The organism is Alkalinema pantanalense CENA528 (assembly GCF_050753345.1).
GTDB classification, from domain to species: Bacteria; Cyanobacteriota; Cyanobacteriia; order Leptolyngbyales; family Leptolyngbyaceae; genus Alkalinema; species Alkalinema pantanalense.
Window position 1 is genome coordinate 1 of the sequence record NZ_JBLZFX010000013.1, and the last position, 21967, is coordinate 21967.

General features: G+C 49.4%; 13 protein-coding genes. All 13 read right to left on the reverse strand.

Translation table 11 applies throughout. From position 1 onward, the window contains the following. A partial coding sequence (locus ACN4EG_RS06475) for a helix-turn-helix domain-containing protein (protein WP_431628507.1) occupies window positions 1-254 on the reverse strand: 254 nt, incomplete at its 3' end. A 135-nt stretch (window positions 255-389) separates the two neighbouring features. Then, the gene (locus ACN4EG_RS06480; RefSeq protein WP_431628509.1) at window positions 390-1949 is read right to left on the reverse strand and encodes a right-handed parallel beta-helix repeat-containing protein; all 1560 of its coding nucleotides are present in this window, start codon (window positions 1947-1949) and stop codon (window positions 390-392) included. A gap of 104 nt (window positions 1950-2053) precedes the next feature. Then, on the reverse strand, window positions 2054-5722 hold the full coding sequence (locus tag ACN4EG_RS06485; protein ID WP_431628511.1) for a TonB-dependent receptor: 3669 nt from the start codon (window positions 5720-5722) through the stop codon (window positions 2054-2056). Further along, the gene (locus tag ACN4EG_RS06490) at window positions 5719-7293 is read right to left on the reverse strand and encodes a hypothetical protein (RefSeq protein ID WP_431628513.1); all 1575 of its coding nucleotides are present in this window, start codon (window positions 7291-7293) and stop codon (window positions 5719-5721) included. The genes ACN4EG_RS06485 and ACN4EG_RS06490 overlap by 4 nt, the downstream gene beginning before the upstream one ends. Window positions 7294-7580: 287 nt before the next feature. After that, window positions 7581-8141 (reverse strand): hypothetical protein, encoded by a 561-nt coding sequence (locus ACN4EG_RS06495; protein WP_431628515.1) that lies wholly within the window; start codon window positions 8139-8141, stop codon window positions 7581-7583. A 162-nt stretch (window positions 8142-8303) separates the two neighbouring features. Next, window positions 8304-10811 (reverse strand): DUF7925 domain-containing protein, encoded by a 2508-nt coding sequence (locus ACN4EG_RS06500; RefSeq protein ID WP_431628517.1) that lies wholly within the window; start codon window positions 10809-10811, stop codon window positions 8304-8306. Between the two features lie 822 nt (window positions 10812-11633). Continuing rightward, window positions 11634-14807, reverse strand: coding sequence for a PAS domain-containing sensor histidine kinase (locus tag ACN4EG_RS06505; protein ID WP_431628518.1), 3174 nt, complete (start codon window positions 14805-14807; stop codon window positions 11634-11636). A gap of 165 nt (window positions 14808-14972) precedes the next feature. Continuing rightward, entirely contained in the window at window positions 14973-16454 is a 1482-nt protein-coding gene (locus ACN4EG_RS06510; protein ID WP_431628520.1) for an adenylate/guanylate cyclase domain-containing protein, read from the reverse strand. A 14-nt stretch (window positions 16455-16468) separates the two neighbouring features. Further along, window positions 16469-17263, reverse strand: a complete 795-nt coding sequence (locus ACN4EG_RS06515) for an ABC transporter ATP-binding protein (RefSeq protein ID WP_431628522.1) — start codon at window positions 17261-17263, stop codon at window positions 16469-16471. Between the two features lie 156 nt (window positions 17264-17419). Then, complete coding sequence (locus tag ACN4EG_RS06520; RefSeq protein ID WP_431628524.1) at window positions 17420-18367, reverse strand: ABC transporter permease; 948 nt, start codon at window positions 18365-18367, stop codon at window positions 17420-17422. Window positions 18368-18395: 28 nt separating this feature from the next. Further along, window positions 18396-19439, reverse strand: a complete 1044-nt coding sequence (locus tag ACN4EG_RS06525) for an ABC transporter substrate-binding protein (protein ID WP_431628525.1) — start codon at window positions 19437-19439, stop codon at window positions 18396-18398. 67 nt (window positions 19440-19506) lie between these two features. Then, a complete protein-coding gene (gene bchM / locus ACN4EG_RS06530) occupies window positions 19507-20199 on the reverse strand; it encodes a magnesium protoporphyrin IX methyltransferase (RefSeq protein WP_431628526.1) in 693 nt (230 codons plus the stop codon). 757 nt (window positions 20200-20956) lie between these two features. Further along, on the reverse strand, window positions 20957-21943 hold the full coding sequence (moaA, locus tag ACN4EG_RS06535) for a GTP 3',8-cyclase MoaA (protein WP_431628527.1): 987 nt from the start codon (window positions 21941-21943) through the stop codon (window positions 20957-20959). Window positions 21944-21967 lie beyond the last annotated feature (24 nt).

Below are 21967 nucleotides of genomic sequence, written 5' to 3' on the forward strand. Positions count from 1 at the left end.
GCTTGGACTTCGGATTCCTCCTGCGGACTTAAAATCCGTCCCTCTCCAACCTGCCGTCCTCGCACTTGTTGGGATAAGGCAGCATCGCCGTAGTGTTCATACTGCCACCACCACTCTGAGACTGTGTTACGATGCATGCCCAAATATTCGCTAATATCGTTCACTTGCTTTCCCTGCTGTCGTAGTCGAATCGCTTGCTGGCGCAGGTAATCTTGCGTTTCGATGCTGAGATGTCGGGCATCCGGTTTATCCATCACAAACCTCCTTGTACCTCTATCCTGATCATAGCTCCACTTTAATTGTCTTTCGCCTAATACTTTATTGCCGAGGTAATAACAAGGTAAAGTTCCGTTGTATCTCGGAACCCAACACATAGCTAGAAACTGTTCTTAGTTATCACTACCTATCGATCGCACCACTGCGCTCCGAGATGCCTCCGAAGTACCGTAATCCGGATGACTTGCCACTGCACTCAAGCGATCGCCCGCTGACACCTGCTCCAAACGGGTGACAAACTTGCCATTACCATCCGCCTTAGCCGTCGCCACAACCTCCGTGATGAACTCCCGGCCATCCGCCAGAGATTGCACCCGATAAATTTCGATATCTGAATTGGGAACCGCACTGCCCACTAATTCTACAGACCCATCCAGCAAACTGATCAAAAATTCTGGACTAATCAACTGCGGCGCATCCATTCCCCGGTTCGCACTGTGCGATCGACTGGGATAAGCACTCATGGTCAAATTCCGGCCATCCCCATTCTGATAATCCGAAGTACCAGTGCCATGGCGCGCCACCAAATCCAGACTCAGCCCCTGCAAACTGCCAAACTGGTTATTCACCACCTGATTGCGCACCGTTTCCGGATAGGCCGCCATCACCACCCCTGCGCCCGCTTGTTCCAGAATGCGATTTTCCACAATCCGGTGATCGTTCCCCATCAAATAAATCGCCGCCTGGGCAACCTTCTTTCCATTGCCCTTCAGCGTATTCTCACGAACCTCGATCGCCCCTTCAGACTTGAATAAATAAATTCCACTACCGCCATTACCCACAATTTGATTACCCAGCACTTTACTGTTGGTAATCTTCCCCTCTAAGCGAATCCCATCCGGCATTCCTTGCAATCCATTTTCAGCAATCTCATTGTTAAGAACTCCAAGATTGCTAGCCATCACACCCGTTACAATCCCACTCCCCTGATTGCGAACAATCCGATTATTCTGAATCGTTGTCCCTGCACTATTCCAGACATACACTCCAAATCCCGATGGGAGACTGCTATTTTCCTTCGCAACCGTCCCCAATACATTCTGCTCAATCACCACATCCTTGGGAGCCGCATCCTGCTCAACCGTTACCTCCGGCACCTGCTCCCGATTCCCGATCGTGATATTGCCCGATGGCTCAAGGTACTCCTGGCGATCGCGCTGCCGGAACCCAGACATCTGCAAACCGCGTACCGTTACCCCATCCGCCAAAATCGACAAACCACGGGCAATACTCACCCCTGGGGCTGGCTGAAGTGCAACGATCGGCATTCCCGGCTGATACTCCGGTTGGCTCGTACCATCGATCGTCATCCCCACCGTCGTCAACAGCGGTAACGGTTGGGTCAGTAAAATTTGCGTCTGATCCTGCGGTAAAGCAAACTGAATCATCGATCGGTTCTGCCCGCCATAGGTTTCCGCCGGATTCACCATCACCGGACGACTCACCTGTTTCTTCTCAGCGGGGGTCAACTGTCCCATGGACATCATTCCATTGACCAACGCGATCGCTTCTCGTAAGGTAACCACATCATCCGGTTGTACAGTATCTTGATTGCTATTCACAACCACCCGAAGCGCATTGCCCGCCAAAGCAGGTGAACTCAAGCTCCAAGCTATTCCTAGCATTCCAGCCGTCAAACAAGCGGAACGGAGCCAACGATCGTTGCGATTCATAATAACCTGTGCAGTAGGGGGACTAGGGTGCGCGAAAGATCAAGGTTTTGGACAAGATTTTGGACAATTGAGCGGACGACTAAGCAGACTACCGTTAAAGCAAACTACTTTAGGACTTCAGGACGAGCGATCGAAAGGGACTTAATCGCAGCATTAGTTGAAGCCTTTTTGGCTTCCGTCGGCTTGTCTGCATTTTGCTTGACTGAAGCCGTCGTGGTTGAGGTAGCGGCTGGAGTAGATGGATTCTCTGCCACCGCTTCCCCCGTATTCTTCGGCTTTGGTGCCTTTTGTAACCCAAAACCGTTGAACAACTCATTCACCTTCACCGTCAGCCCCACATAAGGCCCACCCGCCGATCGATACCCATCAAAGTCCCGATCGTTGGCACTCCCAAAGGCATAGCCCGCAGACAACCGTAGGTTCGGCGTTAGGTAATAGCCCGCCTCCAGCGCAAAGCCCGTTTCGCTATAGCCCGTTGTAGGTTGGCTAATCCAGCGCGCTTCTCCTGAGAGATCCCAGCTATAGTTCAGCCGATAGGTTGCCCGCAGTTGCGCCAAGCTGGTCGTCGTTTTCGCCGTAAAATCATCGGCTAGGAACGTCTTGCTATTGCGCAGGGCAAACTTGCCGTAGAATTCCCAATTCCAAGCCGGGGCATAGATCGCTTCTAGGCCGAACAGATGTTCCTCAGACCCCGTTCCCGAGCTAAACAACAAACTATCGGGAATCGTCGAGGGATTGCGGCGATACTCATAGCGGAACAGCGCATTAAACTTATCGCTGGCCAAATCGCGATAGGCCACCCCCATCTTTAAATTGGACGTGGTCCCCAGACCGGAAATCCCCTGGTTCGCGGAACTGGCCTGCTGGTAGCGCACCAATGCCGTCAAGGAAGGACTCAGCTTACCCGTAGCCCCCGCAGAAATCACTGTGTTGGTGCCACTGCTGGAAGTGCGGTGATCAACCCGCGCACTGGCCTGGAAGTTGGGACTATCGTTGTACTCCAACCCCACGCTGAAGCTATCGCCCCCCTGTACCCCCAAGGAAGCCGCACTCTGTCCCGACGCAAAGGGCTGAATAAACTGGGTACCCGTCGCACTTTGGCCAATAAAGCTACCAAACACATGCTCGTAGGCCAAGTCCATACGCAGCCCTGGGGAAAAGCGAATGCCTTGCTTAATCCCGATCGCGCCACTAGTCGTCCAACTGCCCGCATCGCTATAGATGCCCGCCCGCCCGCTAATCGTCGTTTCCGGAAAGAGCTTGTAATCCCCGGACAAGGACAAACTGGTAATGGATTTGCCCGCATACTGGCCACTGGTAAAAAACTGCTGGGCTAACTGGACATTCACCCCCTGCATCACCTGCCAGTTCAACCCCAACAACGTCCGATCGGGGTAATAGGCATCGTTCTGGGAAGACAACGTCATTTCGTTCTGAGCCAGGAAGGTCAGATTCTTCGCGATCGGCATCGTGAACCGAGAGCGAAGTTGATCGGAAACCGTATTGGCCGTGGGGTTAATGCGATCGTTGCGATCGCGATGAATCCAATCCACACTCAGATCCGCTGATCCGAAACGCTGTTGAATGCCTGCGGTAATGCTGGTCAGAGAATTATCAACCCGACTGCCGGGAATCGGAGCTTCGCGCGGGGTGAACAGATCAAATTCCGTAATTAAAGGCTGAGCCGCAATGCCCTTATTGGTTTCACGATCGTACTGAACTTTGAGATTCGTCGTATCCGACACCTTAGCCGTCACCTGAGCCCCATAACGGGTCTGTCCCGGCACAAAGCTCACCGTCGCATTGTTAGCAAATCCCGAATCCGCCGATCGGTAGTAAGCCCGTCCCTGGATGCCCTTGGCCAATTCCCCTTGGGCTTCGATGCGGTAGGCGTTACCACTGACTTGGCCGAGTTCATTGGACGTATTTTTGGAATGGGCATATTCTGCAATCAGCGATCCCTTGGAACCGAGGCTGACAAAGGCATCCGCGCCATAGAGTTCAAAGTCCCGTGCCCCCCGGTCTTCCTTCCAGTAGGTCGCACCAATCCAGCTTTCGCGATTTTGTTCGCGGGAGAGGTGATAACGAGCCCGTGCACCGTAGACCTTATTGTCTGAACCGGGTTCATCGTACTGGTAGGTGGCCACAATCCGACGCACCAAAGGCGTACCATCCGAAGCCACATCCGTGCGCAGAACGGGTTCCCGGAACAGGACTGTCCCCCGATCGTAATCAATTTCGTAATCGGGGCCGCGCGTTAATTTTCTGCGTTCGAGAACGGTTCCAGGACGGTTCAGTTCCTCCATCTCAATGAAGATATCTTCACTGCCTTCCGTCACCAACCGCCGGGACAGGAAGTAATAGCCACTGGTACCATCCGGCGCGATCGTATCCCGTTGGAAACCCTCCACATTATTGGCATAGAGGCCCGAAATTTGCAGATCGCCGAAATTGTAATTAGCCTTAAAGCCGTGTAGTTGGCGTGTAAAGCTCGTAAATTCCTGGGACTTAGTGGCAAATTCCTCCGTGTTGTAATCCCCCCACATGGCGTAGTCAATGCCCGCACCGGGAGTCTTAGAGGTTCTTTCTAACCGCAGGTAAACATTATCAATAGAAGGAGCCAGGATATCAGACTTGGAACTGTCCCCATAAACGGGGTACTGGTTTTCACAAAACTGATCCTGACGAAATAAACGAACCGTTCCCTCACAGGTTTTATTCAAAGGCCGATCGCTGTTGTAAGCCCCGGTAAACAACCAATCGCCAATTTTTCCAGTTGCAAACACCGCAGCATTGGCGTCCAGTTGCCAACCATTGTTTCCATTCGGCGGTACAAAGTCCTTCAAACTCCCGAAGAAATCCGTTCCCCGTCTTCCGAGGCGTACATTGATCACCCCAGTGGCGATCGAAGGCCGTAGGTTAGTTTCAAACAGCACCTGGGTAAAGGCTTCCAGTTCCAGGGTTTGGGCCTTGACGTTAACCGTTTTCGCTTCCAAACCTGCTTTCAACTCAGCACTAAACCGACCATTTTCCGCCTTAACTTGAAATCCAGGCTGATCGGGACTCGCATCCTTGGTGACCCATTCTCCCCCATTACTGGTCAGGGTAATCATGCCATCCCGGTTGGAGCGGTTGTTCTGGGCATCCAGAAGTTGGCCTTGAATGGTCACCAGGGTTTTGCCATCGGCAGGCACACGGGTTGCACTGGGTTGAATTTGAATCCGCGCGATCGCGCCACGGGTTTGGACTGTCGTGCTGGCTGTTGCTAGGGTTTTGCCATTGCTGATAACATTGGCTGTGATGGTGTTCGTCCCTTCTTGGAGAGCTACCCCATACCAAGTTTGTGTGATTAATCCGGCCCGATCGTTCTGTTCCGTTCGACCAATCAACTTGTCATCCACCGGAACATCACCTACCCGCAGATCTAATTGGCTTCCGATCGGATATTGCACCACGATCGTCGCTGCGGACGTATCTAGAACCGTATTTGACGTAGGTGCAAGAATTTTTACCTGATCTGCTGTTGCTGATCTAATCGCCTCTGGTGCTTGGGCAATCAAGCTCGGTTTACTGACATTCTGAATGACTGCCTTAGGCTGGGCAGTTACTTTCGTTGCTTGGTTAGCAGTCGTTGCAGGATTAGGAGATTTTGCCGTAGCTTCATTCGATGTGTTAGCAGTAGCTAGGTGAGGCACTAAGGCGATCGCCACCAGATCACTAGCTAGAAGCATCCCCAGGAGGTAAACATTTTTGGACAACTTTTGGGATTTCATTTGGCAACCTCCTGGGCTGCGGGCGTCACAGCGAAATTCATACGAACCAAACCACCGGGAGCTAAATGCACCAATCGAGATTGACTATTCCGTTCTTTAAACTTGCGATTAGGTGCAAAGGTATAACCTGGAACACTGCTGAGATCCAAAACGCCTGTGCGATACCCCGAGATCACATTCGCTACGGAGAATAGTCCATTAGCATCGGTAGTAATGCGATTACCATCATCTAGAATTACAACCGCATTGGGAATTCCAGGTTCACCGGGCTGTTGTTCCCCGTCAAAGTTTTTGTCCTCAAATACTCGACCCAGAAGGGTTCCACAATCAGATAGCAGTCCTGGTCGAATCCGGAGTTGATGGGATGCAGGGCCGTCTTTGACGGTTTGTTGGTTATCAGCGCGACGGCCTTGCACTGACGCTAAGTTTTTACCATTGCCTCGAATGGCATCGGGAGTGAGGGTAGCGGCGTAGGCGATGTTGATAATTTGAACTTGGTCGATCGCTTGAATACCTGGTAAATTGACTCCATTTAGGTTGAAGACCAAACTTCTGCCGTTGGCCGTTGCTTGAATGGGCAAAGATTGTTTTTGGTACTCTGCCTTGGCTGAACCTTCACGGTAACGGAAACCAAAGGGTAATTCATCCGTTACCTGTAAATTGTTAACCACTGAACTGGAGAGGTTACGGAGCGTTAATCGGTATACGACCGTGTCGCCCGGTTGCGCTGCTGCCCGATCGGCTGTCTTGACAATTTGAAGTTCCTGAGACTGACACACGCTCGCATTCAAGTCGAGGGCTGCCAAAATCAACGATGTTGCTTCAGCGTTGGAAACTTGTAGAGTGCCAGAAACTGAATTTTGATTCGTGCTCGAACTAACGGGTCTGCCATCTAGAGAGGTCGCTGTGTAGGCAACAAGATTGCCATTTCTAGAATCAATCCGAATTTGAATCCGTCGCTGACTGTAAATCGAATTAGCTGGAGGATTAATGACCAGAATATAGGTTCGACCCACATCTAACTGTCCACGATTCGGATCGAGGAGGAAGTTATAGGTTCCGTCACTGCTGGTCGGCAAGAAGTAGGGATTGCTATTTTCAATATTCGGGGCGAGTCCTTTAAGAATTCCGTTGTTCGGAATATCAGGTAACTCAGTGCGCGTTAACGGCGTCAATTGCCCCAAACTAGCTCCCGTTGGATCGCTGGAATCCGCGTCATAGACGGCCACACTAAATCCAACGTAACTGGGTAACACTTCTCCAGCACAGCCGACAATGCGGCCTAAAGGGTCAACTAATGCAGGAATAATTTCACTCTGTAATTGACCTGTAACGCCTTGGAACTGTTGGATTGTGGGATATTTAGTCTGCGATACTGTGCTGTAGCCATAGGCAGCTTGATTAACCAGTGGGTAGGTTTCTGTGGGTTGGGATGCCTCCTGCGCTTGCACAGTCGATGCCCAAGGATTGGCAACGCCATTAACCACAATCAGAAGCGCTAACCAAAAGGTTGATTTTTGCGGAGCAATTTTTTGAAAGACGCGAAGGGAAGAACAAAATCGTGGCGGCATGGTGAGAGCAGAGTAAAGTCTAGCAATTCGCAACAAGTTCGTTAACAGGTTGAGTCAGCAGCTATCAACAAGTTAGTCAATAAGTTAGTCAATAAGCTGAATCAATCAAGTTATGCTATGCACAGAAATGTCTGGGGGTAGATGATTTCGGGAAGCTTGATATATAGGGGTGGGTGAACCAGCGATCGTGCTATTCGCTCTGACCTGAAAACACTTTCCCGCCGACAGATATTCTTAAGAGGGAACTCAATGGTGAGGTTTAACGCCACTGACTTCCCCATTCACCCTTAGCGCACTCTAACTTGGTAAGCAACGTTGACATTTCCACCAGGAGCGAGTTCTCCTCCCCACTGCCAACGAATGTGGGTATAACTTTCTGCAGGTGCAGGGCGATTTTCAACCTTGCCACTTGCCGTTCGGACAGGAACCGTCGGATTGGCCACAAAGCTCTTACCGCCATCAATGCTATAAATCACATCCGCACCTTTGCCCTTAGCAGCGGAATTCATCACATAGGTGGTGCCTTTCGGAACGGGCTGAGTTAGGGCAAATTTTCGAGCAGCCCGATTGCCTTGGTTCTTGCCCGTTAGGGAGTATCGCAGGACATCCCCAGGACGGGCAGAATTTTGGCCACCGATCGCTTGCCAGGTCACTTGTTCTTGCCCTTGAGAATTGCGTGCAACGAGACGCTTTTCAGCCAACAATTGTAGGCGTACATCGGGTCGTTGGGCATTCTGCGCGATCGCAGAACCGCCAAAAAAACCTTGGGAAAAGAAGGCAGCATGGCCGATCGGAGCTGCCAAAACTAACGCTAAGGTTGAGAAGCCAATAATTAATGAACGTTTCATAGTAATTGTGAAAATCTGGGGGTGACAAAATTGCTGGAAAGTGCAAAATCAGTGAGATTGAGTCAGTAGGATTGAAGCGGCCTATCGATCGTGATTTTAGATAATGAATAGACCGCTTCCTGTCTCATTACCCTTGACAGCGTAACGAGACACTACTGCTTGCTAGTTGATCTTGCGCTTGAACGTGAAGGAACCACTCGCACCTGGCTGAATCACCACACCTGGACGATGAACATACTCCACAACATCAGCGGCCTTAGTCGTTCCCGTTTGCTCACCAGCAGGATTGTAGGTCGTCGTTCCGTAGGTCACCACTACCGAGCCAGTGACGTGGCTAGTGATGATGGTACCGTTGAGTTCCTGTGCCCAAGTATTGGTACCGTTGTCACCATTCTCAGTAATCGTGATGTTTTGAGCATCTAGAATGATGTTGCCAGTTCCAACCGGTGCAATGGAAATGTTATTGTAGGTAATCCGATACTCGATCGTCCGACCCGGCGCTGCCTTAGACGCTAACAAGGAATTATCTTCTGTGAAGGCTTGAATTTCCGTCGTACCATCCACATCCAGAATCCGAGCCTGTTTCCGGAGTCGCAGATAACCTACGTACACCCGATCGATCGTCCGGTTTTGGGTTGTTTCAGCGGGATCAGGCCGCGAGTCCCCATCGACATCTTTGAAGGCATAGATGGGAATCGAGTAACCAATTCCAGTATCCGTAGACTGCGGCGTTGCACCAGGCAGATCTACTGAAACGTCATAGTTAATGGTTTGTCCTGGAGCCAACGTGGGGATCAGAATCGCTGTTCCTGACTCAAACACAAAGTTGCCAACCCCTGCATCATAGCGATACACCGCACTCTGTCCACCATAGGTAATGGTGACTTTGGTGCCATCGGGAGGCAGGGTTTCTTGGGAACTCGGTGTGAAACCCAACGTATCCGGTACCAGCAAGATATTGGTCAGTGGGTTCGTGGTGTCGGGGTTACTGATTGAGTTTTGGAAGGTGGCATCAACCGTAGTAGCTGTAAAGTCTACTGGTTGACCCGGTGCAATACCAGGAGGTACGTTGGTGCTACGGTTGGTAAAGTCATCATTGTTATTGGTTGGGCCAACGGCACCGGGCACGCCCGAAGGACCATTCAATACCGTTCCTGGCAACGCTACGGTGTAAACGTTATCTTCCCCACCAGGGCCAACACCGCTGTTATCGTTGTTGTTATCTACGCCATCATTGGTTGGGTTAGCTTGACCCGTCGGTACGTTATTGGAGGTCGGGGTCAGAATGGTTCCACCGGGCGGAACAAAGGGTGAACCATTGTCATTAAAGTTCGAGGGATTTTGGTCACCGGATTCGTCATAGACCAGAGGAGCCGTCGGCCCTGTATTGCCTTGGGTTTGACCCATTACCTGGGCAATGTTGGCAATATTCACTGGCGTAGTCGAACCTACGGGAATACCACTAGTAATAACCTTGAATTCAAACCCTGTGACTGTGGTGCCTTCATTAATGGGGCCATTCGCACCCGTATCGTAGACGAAACCAATCCGGGTTGCAGCAGCGGTGAATGTAGTAGACCAGTTGGCTTGGGTTGCAGGCACGCTCAGCGCATCTGTGGTGTAGACCGCAGTCCAGTTGGTTGGTGCTTGTACATCCGTAGCATTAGTCAGTGCGGTGTTTGTCGGAACGGCATCAGAAACCAAGACACGGTTTGCGCCGACACCATTCACTGTAATCCCCACCAGCTTACCGGGGGTAATGCCTACGCTGCCTGTAGGAGCTGTAGATTCTACTTCTAGGCTCAGCCCATAGGTAATGATGTCATCCTCTAACCTGGCTGGGTCTTGTGCATTCACCCCAAGGCGATTCTTCAGAATTGTGGCCAAAGCTTGGGATTGGGAACCGACGGTTACGGTTTGTACTGCGCTGGCTTCCCGTTCTGCCGAAGCGGGTAATACTGCGGCGGAAGGCCCCGTTTCACCAGCATAGTCAACGGTTCTGACTTCGGTGTTCAGTGCGCTATCGGGAGCATCGGGTTGGTTTTGGGTCGCTGTCGTGTTGTCGTTCGGGCCAGTATCCCCCAATCGCACAACAATGTTTGCACCGGAAGCAGCTAGGTTGCTAACCGTGACAGGAACGCTGACCACATAGGAGTAACCAGCAGGGAGGACTCCAGCGGGGTTAGAACCGATCGTTGGGAGACCCGCAATACTTCCCGTAGGATTAGCAGTCACGGTCACAGGCGCAAAATTCGTCCGATTGCCATTAGCATCGATATAGCCCGTAATGAAGACTTGGGAAGCACTTCCGGGACCTGTGACAACGGGAGCGGGCGGAATGAATAATTGAGTGGTATCGTTCCCCGCGTTTTCAACCTTAAATTCATAGTTGATAACGTCGTTGGGCAATACACTGCCGCCATTCTGGTCGATCGTGGCCAAGGGCGTCACAAACACGCCTGCAACTTCCGCGATCGTGACAGTTACTGTATTAGAAGTCGCGTTAAAAGTGGTTCCGTTAGGATCTTCATAGGTCGCTGTTGCAGTGTTGCTAATAGGCGTCCCCACTGGAGTTTCAGCAAGCAAAGGTAATGCCAATGGAAGTGTGCTACCTACCATCAAAGTGGCAGCTAGCAAACGGCGATAAGCCGCACGATTTTTAACTTGCATAGATTTCGTCAGAAAGATACAAATATGTCTCAGGTGCAGAAGACTTCGGGCTGATCAACACTAGTTTTGCTAGCCGCTGATTTTGAAACCCAGGGAGATGCTGACACTTAAGCGATCCAACATGGCAAGTGATGTTAAGCAGTTGCTAGACGACCCGAACTAGAACAAGTGTTGATACATCTAAGGTGCTTACTGACTTAACCCATTGATGGAAACACACAGCAATCAAGATTTTTGACTGATGCTAGTCAACCATCCAAACTAGTTTTCTGATAATTTGAATCGTTGGCTTTTGTCAGCCACTACTGATGTATTCCTAATCTACCCGTCGTACCAGGAGTGAAACACAGTATTGCTTAAAATTGGCTACAAATACTAGGATTGCGGTCCAAGTAGCTCAGCTCAAAATAATTAAATTAGGGATTTCACTGAAGCTAGAATCCTTAATTTAATGTACTGCACAACGACGACTTGGCTCTGGTTACCACAGTCATCTATCAATTAGAGTTTGAACAGGTCCTATCTCAATCATGCCTTCTAACGGAATATGGGACAGTAGCTATACTGACACCTAAAAAATCAATGAATTTACGGGACACCATCAGCCCTGAACAAGGCAAAAGATCTAAAGGAAATCTTAGCTATATCTTAAACGGTTATCTAGCTTTGTTGAATGAATATCTCAAAATCTTCTACAGCAGAGATCATCAGTTATGAGTCTTTATTGAGAAATATTGTATGGCAAGGCTTTCAGCCAAAAGACTGAGCATTAAATCGATTTCTAAAATTGAGACAGAATAAGAGTTTCAGGTGGTCAATTGACTAATGACTACTATTAGACTTAGTAGAGCTTTGTTGAATCGGAATTTGGATAATAAACTCAGTCCCTTGCTTTGGTGTGGAATGGCAGAGTAACTTTCCTCTATGTTTTTCAGTCACAATTTGGTAGCTAATGGACATTCCCATCCCCGTTCCTTTCCCGATCGGCTTCGTCGTAAAGAACGGATCAAACAAACGCTTTTGAATCGGCTCAGGAATCCCGGCTCCATTATCTAGAAAACGAATGTTGATATAATTTAGAGTGACTTGTTCAGTTTTGATACGAATAATACTGGGCGATTGCTCTTGTTCTTCCAACGATCGATCCATATCCCGTTCTTCCAACGCATCGATCGCATTCACCAGAATATTCATAAATACCTGATTAAGCTGACCTGCGAAACACTCAATCTCTGGCAAATTACCGTAGTCTTTAATCACCTGAATTTCATTACGATTTGTTTTTGCTTTCAAGCGATTTTGCAAAATCATTAAGGTGCTATCAATTCCATCATGAATATTAACAGCCTTATATTCTGCTTCATCGAGCCGGGAGAAAAGCCGAAGAGATTTGACAATTTCTCGAATTCTTTCCGTTCCTACTTTCATCGAGCTAACGACCTTAGGCAAATCTTCGCTAAGAAATTCGACATCAACTTCTTCGAGCTTATCTGCGATCGCTGGAATCGGCTGAGGATAAGAGTCTTGATAAAGTTGAATCACATTCAATAAATCTTGAATATAGTCTTCAGCATAGGTCACATTACCATGGATGAAATTGACTGGATTGTTGATTTCATGGGCAATTCCTGCCACCAATTGGCCTAAGCTAGACATCTTTTCACTTTGCAGCATTTGCGTTTGGGTACGTTGCAGTTCTTGTAAGATGTCTTGAAGTTCTTGGCTTTTTGCACGGCTTTCGGAATAGAGGTCAGCTTGGTCGATCGCGATCGCGAGTTGATCCCGCACTGCAAACAACAACTCAACCTCACTGTCTACCCAAGGCCGCACATGCCCATGGTTCACACAAATGATCACTCCAGTCCGTTGACTATTAGTCCGAATCGGCAATAAGATCTCCGATTGAGCCCGAATAGATTGTAGAAAAGCACGGTGGTTAGGCTCCTCATACTGACTTGCATCATCAATGCATAAAATTGCCTGTTTCTCCAAAATGGGTTCTATTGGCCCAACGAAGGACGCTGCATACATTCCTAAGCCGCTGACCACGCCCTCTAACTTGGACTCCTGAACCACAATCCAATAGGAAGTCCCTTCATGAATCTCGTACCAGGCAAAAGCACAGTGATCGATCTCCAAGACTTCCCGAATTGATTGAATTGTCGTTGCAATCACGGTATCGAGATCCAAGGAATTACGGATTTGATTGGCTAACTGATTTAATAAGGTTTGGCGATCGGCATAGTCTTGCAAAGCGACCTCTGCCAACTTGATTTCTGTAATGTCAAACGTCGTACCAATAAATCGATGAATATTGCCCTGGCTATCTCTTACCGGATTGTGAGTTGTGACCCACCAATAATCTTCACCATTAAGATTAATACATTCCTCATAACTACCTGAAATTCCTAACTCGAGGTATTCCTGTAATCGTTGACGCTCTAGCGTACCTACCTCATCGCCGTAGATTTCTTCTGGCGTTTTTCCAGCAATTTCCTGACTTGATCGACCTGATACGACTTCTGCTGCTCTATTCCAGCCTACATAGCGGAAATCTCCATCCGGTAACACATCTACGACAAACATGGGCTGCACCGAGCCTTCATAAACTGTCCGAAGAAAGTGTTCTTGTTCCTGTAGTTTAGTTTCAGAGGCTCTACGTTCTAATTCTGCACCGACTCGAGTTGCAAAAATTTGAAGAATAAACTTTGCTGTCTCCAAATTTTCCGTAATGGGTTGAGTATCTAGGATGCCAATGTTACCAATTTTTTCCCCTTGGGAATTAACAATCACTGTCCCCAGATAACTTTCAGCATTTAGCGTTGCTAGGGTCGAAGATTCGGGAAAATATGATTGGAGAGAATGTGGAAAAATCCCCCAATTCTCTTGAAAGACACAGCTACAGGGTGTCCCAGCTAGCTCAAATTCATAGGGTTCAACAAAGTCTTCCCCATCCCAAAGGGTTAGCATTTTGGTAAATTGGTAGCTATCATCTACAGCTTCCGTAATAAATGCATATTTAACCTGAACGATTTCTGCTAAGTGTTTCACACAGGCTTGGAGAAATGTATCCCCCGTTTTGGCTAGGGTTCCTTCTACAATAAATCGCAGGGCTGTCTCCTGTTGCTTGCGATCGTGAATGTCACGCAACACCCCTTGCAGGGCAATCACTTGACCTTGGAGATCCTTGACCGGGGCAATGTTCACTGATAACCAAATCCAGCGACCATCCTGATGACGATTTCGAAATTCCAGCCCTGAAATGCTTTCTCCTGTCTGCACAACCTTTTGGTTGGCTTCTAAACAGTATGGTAAGTCCTCCGGATGCACCATGGGAACAAAGGATTTTCCCACCCAATCCTCTGGACTATAACCTAGCAATGCCTTCAATCCCGGTGCCAGATAGGTCAGAGTTCCATCTAGACTCCAAATCCCAATGATATCATGGGCATTTTCAACCAATCGACGAAACTTTGCTTCGCTTTCGGCAAGAGCAATTTCCGCAGCTTTGCGCTCTGCCTCTAACTTAGCCCGATCGGTAATATCAACAAGGGTGACTAAAAGCTGTTCTACCCGATCGTGGCTCAGTAGCGGACTAACCGTCAACATCCACCACGTTTCCTGCCCCCCATAGGGTAGACATTCTTCAAAGACTTGTGGCTGACGGGACTGAACACAGGTCTGATAATGCTGTCGATAGCGTTCAGCCGTCTCCGGAGGAAAGGTTTCTGTTAAAGTTCTTCCCAAAAGTTGATCAACAGGAACTAAGGTAGTCCGCGCAATAAAGGGGTTAAATGCTTTGAAGCGAAAGTCTTTCCCCTTGTCCAAAACATCTAGGACATAAATGCCATAGCTTACCCCTTCCCACAAACTCTGCAAAAACTGCAATTGATGGCTAGAGATTTCTTGCCATGAAGTTTCTAGAGACTTTTGTAATGAGGCTTCTAGGGAAGTTGGGATCACTTGTGAACCGAACTTGATATCTGGATCGACCATGAACTTCACTCATGTGGAAGGAGGCTTAGATAGGAAGAACAGCTAGTCAGAAAAACTCCGTAGGCACAGTGGCCTATCAAAAGTGGCCTATCAAAAGAGTTTACAGGCCAATAGAAGCATATTGTTTATACTGCCCTGAAACTCAGTCAACTTAACATCGGCATTCTAGGATCTTGGAGGCTCCCTCTCCAACGTGGAGCAAGCTGCTGGATTACGTCCAATTAAATGCCACACCTCCATTGCCCCTTTACCCTTAATCGAGATCGCCCCCTGAGACTGGCAGATAAAGCGAGAAGCAAGATATTCATAGGTGGTACGACTAATTTGCACACAACCCGGTTCACCGTGGGATTCCATGCGGCTGGCTGTATTGACCGTGTCCCCCCAGAGATCATAGAGAAATTTTTTGCGGCCAATAACGCCTGCTACCACAGAACCCGTATGAATCCCGATGCGCAAATTGACGGGATAGCCCGTTTGCTGGGCAAAGGTGCGGAGATATTGCAACATATCCAGGGCTAAGTGGGCTAGGGCTTCCGCATGATCCTCGCGTGGGGTCGGAACGCCCGAGGCCACCATATAGCAATCGCCAATGGTCTTAATTTTTTCTAAGCCATACTGTTCCACCAGTTCGTCAAAGTGGGAAAACATTTCATCTAGCAAATTTACGAGTTCCGTCGGAGAGAGTTGGGAAGATAAAGGCGTAAAGTTAACAATATCTGCAAATAAAATGCTGGCGATCGCATATTCCTGGGCGATCGTGCTGGGATCTTGCTTCAGTCGCGCCGCGATCGATTGGGGCAGAATATTCAGCAATAGACTTTCTGATTTACGCTTTTCGTAGGCGAGGGCTCGACGTTGCAGGAAATCGATCCGCACAGAAGCTTCTAAAAGGTATCCCACCAACATACCAGCGAAATTCATCATACCAAGATAAAACAAATTTCCCAGAACAAATACCAAGCCTGAGTCAGAGTGAACCATTTGCTGGCCAAATAGCGCAATACAAGCATAGGTTAACCAGATAATCCAACCGATTGCACTGGCATAGATAAACCGAATCCGGCAAAAATGGATTCCTAAAATCACAAAGACAAACCCCATGAAATAGAGGCGATAGCCCGGTTCCTCCGGTTGCGCGAGCGCAGCAATCATGACAATGCCTAAACCACCGATTAATTGCACTGTTGTGATGGCAACTTGCATCACCCGTTGAAAGTTTCTAGAAAAGCTAAAAATAATTACTGCTGTGAAGGCTGGGCAAATGAAACCATAGCGAATCATCCAGGCAAACTGCCGAGTAATGGGTAAATTAAAAAAATCAGCAATCCCGAATGCTCCATAGCCGATTAAAAAGGCAATCAAAACAGTTCGAATAAAAAATATAGAATTCTGATAATAGAAACTTTGAAAACGTCTTTCTAGATCCAGAGGAAATTTGAGGCGATAGGCCAACGGCAACAATTGTGATAAATCCTGTTCCGAGAGTTCATCCTTCGTCTGGACAGTTGACAAGATAGGGAATTGACGAGACTCCGGTTCCATGGAATGCCTTCTGTGCTTGTGATACTGGGCGATTGCGCAATCCTGGGCAAAGGGCGGAACCTGCTCTAAAGGCTCTGGAAAATTCACGTTCACCCAGTTCACGCTCACTCTATAACCTAACCTAACAGCAGGGAATCATCCGCTAAATCTTCCTCCTGCAATTGTTCAAACTGCTGAAGTAAATCAGCGACTGTGAGATCCGATCGCTCCGGTCCCGCAATATCAAAAATAATTTGGCCGCCATGGAGCATGATCGTCCGATCACCCAAGGCCAAGGCTTGCTTCATACTGTGGGTTACCATGAGCGTGGTTAATTGGCGTTCGGCAACGATCGTGCGGGTCAAGTCGAGCACATATTCCGCCGTTTTGGGATCTAAGGCGGCTGTGTGTTCATCCAGCAGCAAAATTTGGTTGGGAGCCAAGGTAGACATGAGTAGACTAATGGCTTGACGCTGGCCACCGGAAAGCTGACCCATGCGATCGCCCAAACGTTTTTCCAACCCGAGCCCTAAACGCGCTAGTTGATCACGAAATTCCGATCGTAATTTGGGCGACAACGCCATTCCTAGGCGACGAGATTTGCCCCGGCGATAGGCCAAGGCCATGTTTTCTTCCACGGTCAATTGCGGACAGGAACCCGCGAGGGGATTTTGGAAGACCCGTGCCACGAGCTTGGCCCGCTGATGGGTAGACCAACGGGTCACGGTTTGGCCTTCAATGATGACCTGCCCCCGATCGGGCTTGACCTCACCACTAATCACATTCAGCAGGGTCGATTTTCCCGCACCATTACTACCAATTACTGTAATAAATTGTCCTGTAGGAATTGTTAAGTTCAATCCCCGGATCACCGGATTCTCCAACGGAGTTCCAGGACTAAAGGTAACGTCGATCGAGTCGAGTTGAATCATAGAAGTTTGTATGAAATCAATCGCAACAATTAGACTTGGAAGTTATGCAAAACTATCAGTTTAAGAAACGATATAGAATCGATATTATGATAGAAAATACATCGTAAATCATTCAATCTTGAAATCTATAACAATTCATTTCCATGAATCTGAACACTAGCGAAATCTTAACTTGATTCGTTTGTATTGGGGTAAGACCAATGCTAAGGCGACAAGAACCGCCGTTACCAGATTTAAATCCTGGGTTTCCAAGCCTAGGAAATCTGTATTGAGTGCCACGGTCACAGCGATGCGGTAAACGATCGAGCCGACGATCGCCCCCAGGGTCGCCCAGAAAATCGTTGCACCGGACACCACCGTTTCTCCAATAATCACCGCAGCAAGACCAAAGACGATCGTCCCCACCCCCAAGGTCACATCCGCAAAGCCATTGACTTGGGCAAAAAGTGCCCCCGCCAGTGCCACCAAACCATTACTCAGCGCCATGCCCAACAGCACCATTTGCTGGGTCGCAATGCCCTGGGCTCTTGCCATATCGGGATTTTCCCCTGTGGCTCGCATCGCCAGCCCCAGTTCCGACTGGAAAAAGCGATCGATCACCAGCTTGACCAACAGCCCGATCGCCAGCAGAACCAAACTGGTTCCGAAGGGCGAGAGGGCTGCTGGAAGCTGCTTAAGCCAGCCCTCAAGTAGCGTCATCACCGTGGTTTGCCCCAGGAGTGGCACATTGGGTTGTCCCATAATGCGCAGGTTAATCGAATACAGCGCAATCATGGTCAGGATGCTGGCCAGCAGGTTTAAAATCTTCAGTTTTACATTCAGCCAAGCCGTACAAAGCCCCGCGATCGCTCCAGCCAACATTGCGACTCCTGTGGCCACGATCGGGTTGATGCCTTTGACGATTAGCGTCGCCGCCACCGCTGCCCCTAGGGGAAAGCTGCCATCTACGGTGAGATCGGGAAAATTCAACACCCGGAACGATAAATAGACCCCGATCGCCACCAAGCCGTAGAGTAAGCCCAACTCCAGCGCACCAGAGAGCGGCACAATCAAGCGATCGAGGGCATCGGGATCAATCAAACTGGACAATACCAGAGTTGTCATAGCAAGCCTACCAGGGCGGTCTTGCGTTTTATTTAATCACTTTCACCGCTTGGGAGAGTACTTTTTCTGGCACCGTCACCCCCATTTGCTGGGCCGATTTGACGTTAATCGTCAAATTCAACTTAGTGGGCGTCTCCACAGCAATCTCACCCGGCTTTTCGCCCCGCAGCACCCGCACCACCATTTTCCCCGTCTGCCGACCCACATCGTAATAGTCAAAGCCTATGCTGGCGATCGCCCCCCGCTCCACGGAGTCATTATCTCCAGCATAGACAGGCAGTTTGTTCTGCACACCTACCTGGATAACCGATTCCAGCGCCGATACAGCGGTATTGTCTGTGGGAATGTAGATGGCATCGGTGCGGCCCACCAAACTTTTCGCGGCATTAGCCACTTCGCTGGTATTGGCTACGGTGGCCTCGACCACTTCCAGCTTTTGATTGGTTGCCGCAGCCTTGAGCAATTTCACCAGAGAAACCGAATTGGACTCGCCTGCGTTGTAAAGCACGCCAATTCGCTTCACCTGGGGGGTAATTTGGGTGATCAGTTGCAGGTGCTTATCCACCGGAGTCAGGTCACTGACGCCCGTAATTAATCCACCGGGTTTTTCCAAATTGTTCACCAACTTAGCTGCCAGGGGATCGGTCACTGTGGAAAACACCAGCGGTAACTTAGGAGCCGCTGCTGCCATGGCCTGGGCAGAGGGGGTGGAGATGGCCACCACCACATCAGGATTATCCCCAGCAAACTTTTTGGCAATCTGGGCCGCCAAGCTGGGATTGCCCTGGGCGCTTTCCCATTGCCACTTCAGGGTTTGATCCGGTTGATAGCCCGCTTGGGTTAGTTCTGCCTTGAGGCCGTCGCGCACTGCGTTGAGGGAAGGATGTTCAACGATCTGGGTAACAGCGATCGCGGGAGCTTTGCTTTGCCCTGGGTTAGACGCACCCTGGCCACAGCCATAGGTCAGCATTCCGGTGAGCATCGCCGCCGCGATCGAGGTTAGCCCCAGGGATACAGGCTGTCGAACTCCGCGATCGAGTCTCTGGTGGATCAATCCCACTGGTTTCATCATCCTTCCTCTCAACGGTGTCTGGGTCATGATAACTAGGGTTACAAACTAGATAACCGATCGCCGTTGTCTAAGCTCGCACAGCTTCCAACAAACGGGAGAAGTAGAACCGAGTTTTGGTCATTTCGTTCCGTTCAATCTTCCAACCCTGTTCTTGCAGAATCTTGACCACATAGGATTCCGGATGCAGGTAAGCACGGGTGGCTTTGCTTGGCCCTGGGAAAAAGTCACCAATCCGTTTCAGCAGGGAGTAACAGAGGGTCTTGGGGGCAAAGCTGAGAATCAGCCGCGACTCCGCTAAGGAACTGAGGTGGGCAATCATTTCCCCCGCTTTGTCCGGAGGGTAGTGGATCAACACATCCAGGCAAATCACCGTGTGGTATTTGCCATCTAGGGTTTCCAAATCCTGGGCATGGAAGCTAACATTCGACAGGTTTTCCCCCAATTCCTGGGCTGCTCGCTCCTGGGCTTCGCCGACCATCTTTTCGGAAATGTCGCTGGCAAAGACTTTTGCGCCTGCCTTTGCTAGGGGAATGCTGAGGCTGCCGACGCCACAACCTGCATCACAAATGGTTAACTCACTCACATTGCCGTCTTCTTCGATCCACCGCAGCACATGGTCGATCGTTTGTTGGTGGCCTTCACGAATGTCCCGTTGAACCTTGTTAACTTCGTCGGTTTCACCATAGATTCGTCGCCAGCGATCGAACCCTTTAGAGTTGAAATAGTCTCGAACAACGGTTTTATCGTCAGCTACGTTCATATATCCTGCTTGTGGTCTGATCCTCTCAATCAGATAAATCCTATCAGGAACCGACCAGCCCTCCCGCCATAAATCTCTTCTACACCTCTATCTTCTCACGGCCCTCACCGCCTCCCTTCAAGACGTACAGCCCTAAACTTAGTAGCCCATGGATTCCCCGATCGACGGGCCGATCTTCACAGCCAGACCCAGGCTGAGTTTCCTCCTATCTCTGAATTCACAGATTCTACTCAATGTCAAGCCCACTCACACCCACTCACACAAACTTTAAAAACGGGCAGACTACGAACTTCAACTGTTTCAATGGGTGCCCTTCTCTGCCTTCACTGAAAACCCAGACAGCAAGAGGATTAGCAATATTTAGAAAAAATTGCCAAGACAGAAAAACAGCCATTTCCTGGAAAAATCACCGCAATTTGATGGAAAGAGCTTTATATGTTCTAGAAACACCGATTATTCAGTGGAAATTGGTAACACGATCGGTAAAACCACCCTTTTAAGCAGGTTAAGTTTTCATATAGAGACTGTATTTATCCCGTTTTTTCATCTATCTTGAAGAATAAGCAAGAATTTCCCCTAGGAGAACTTGAGGCAACACAAGTTTTGATGTTGCTACGGTTTTCTAATGGCGGTGTTTTTTGCTGTGACAAACTGATCTGAGTATCTGTGGGGCACTGAGTGGGTGCCCTTTTTATTGTGCTTGCATTCTGCGAGTTCCAAAGCGGCCCTTGATACATTTAAAGCTAGCCGTATAAATTTATCCTCCAATTTGGGACATGGTACGGCTGTAGGTTCCCGTCGTTCCCGATTCCCGTAGCTTGTAGTTAATCTCTGGTTTGAGATCGATTAACGTTTTGACTTGGGTTTGTAATTCTTCGATCGCAACCCCTTGGCGCAGTTGACTTCGCAAATCAATTTGCCCGGTTTCATTCAATAAACAGGGTCGCAGCCATCCATCCGCTGAGAGCCGCATCCGATTGCAGCGATCGCAAAAACATTCGGACATTTGGCTAATAAATCCCAGGGTGCCTTGGGCTCCGGGAATTTGGAAGACATCGGCAGGGCCATTCCCGCGCACCTGTGCTGAGGTGAGTCCCCAGCGATCGCGAATCCGTTGCCGCAATTCTTCCGAGTTGATCCAGCCACGATCGTGGAACAGGTCATGGTTCCCGATCGGCATAAATTCAATAAACCGCACATGCCATTCCCGATCGATCGACAACGCTGCCAGATCGAGAATTTCGTGGTCATTGACACCCGGAATCACCACTACGTTGAGCTTGAGGGGATTAAAACCCACCCTATAAGCCGTTTGGATGCCGTTCCAAACCGCAGGCCAGCGCGATTGCCCGCGATTGCCAATGATGCGATCGAAAATCTCCGGTTCCAAGGAATCCAGGCTGATATTGAGTCGTCGTAAGCCCGCATCGTACAAATCCTGGGCTTTTTCGGCCAGGAGAAACCCATTGGTGGTCATGGCGATGTCCTGGGTTTCCGACCATTGGGCGATCGATCGAACTAACTCCACCACCTGCGGATGGATCAGCGGCTCGCCTCCAGTGAGTCGAAAGCGCGTGAACCCTAAGGGAATAAAGACCCCGCGCAACAGGGTGAGTAATTCCGCTGGAGTTAGGATCTGAGGGGAGGGCGCGTAATGGATGTCTGCGTCCTCTGGCATGCAGTAGGTACAGCGAAAGTTGCAGCGATCGACAAGACTAATGCGCAGATAATCGATCCGATTCATAACCATCCCCGGCCAAGCACTTTG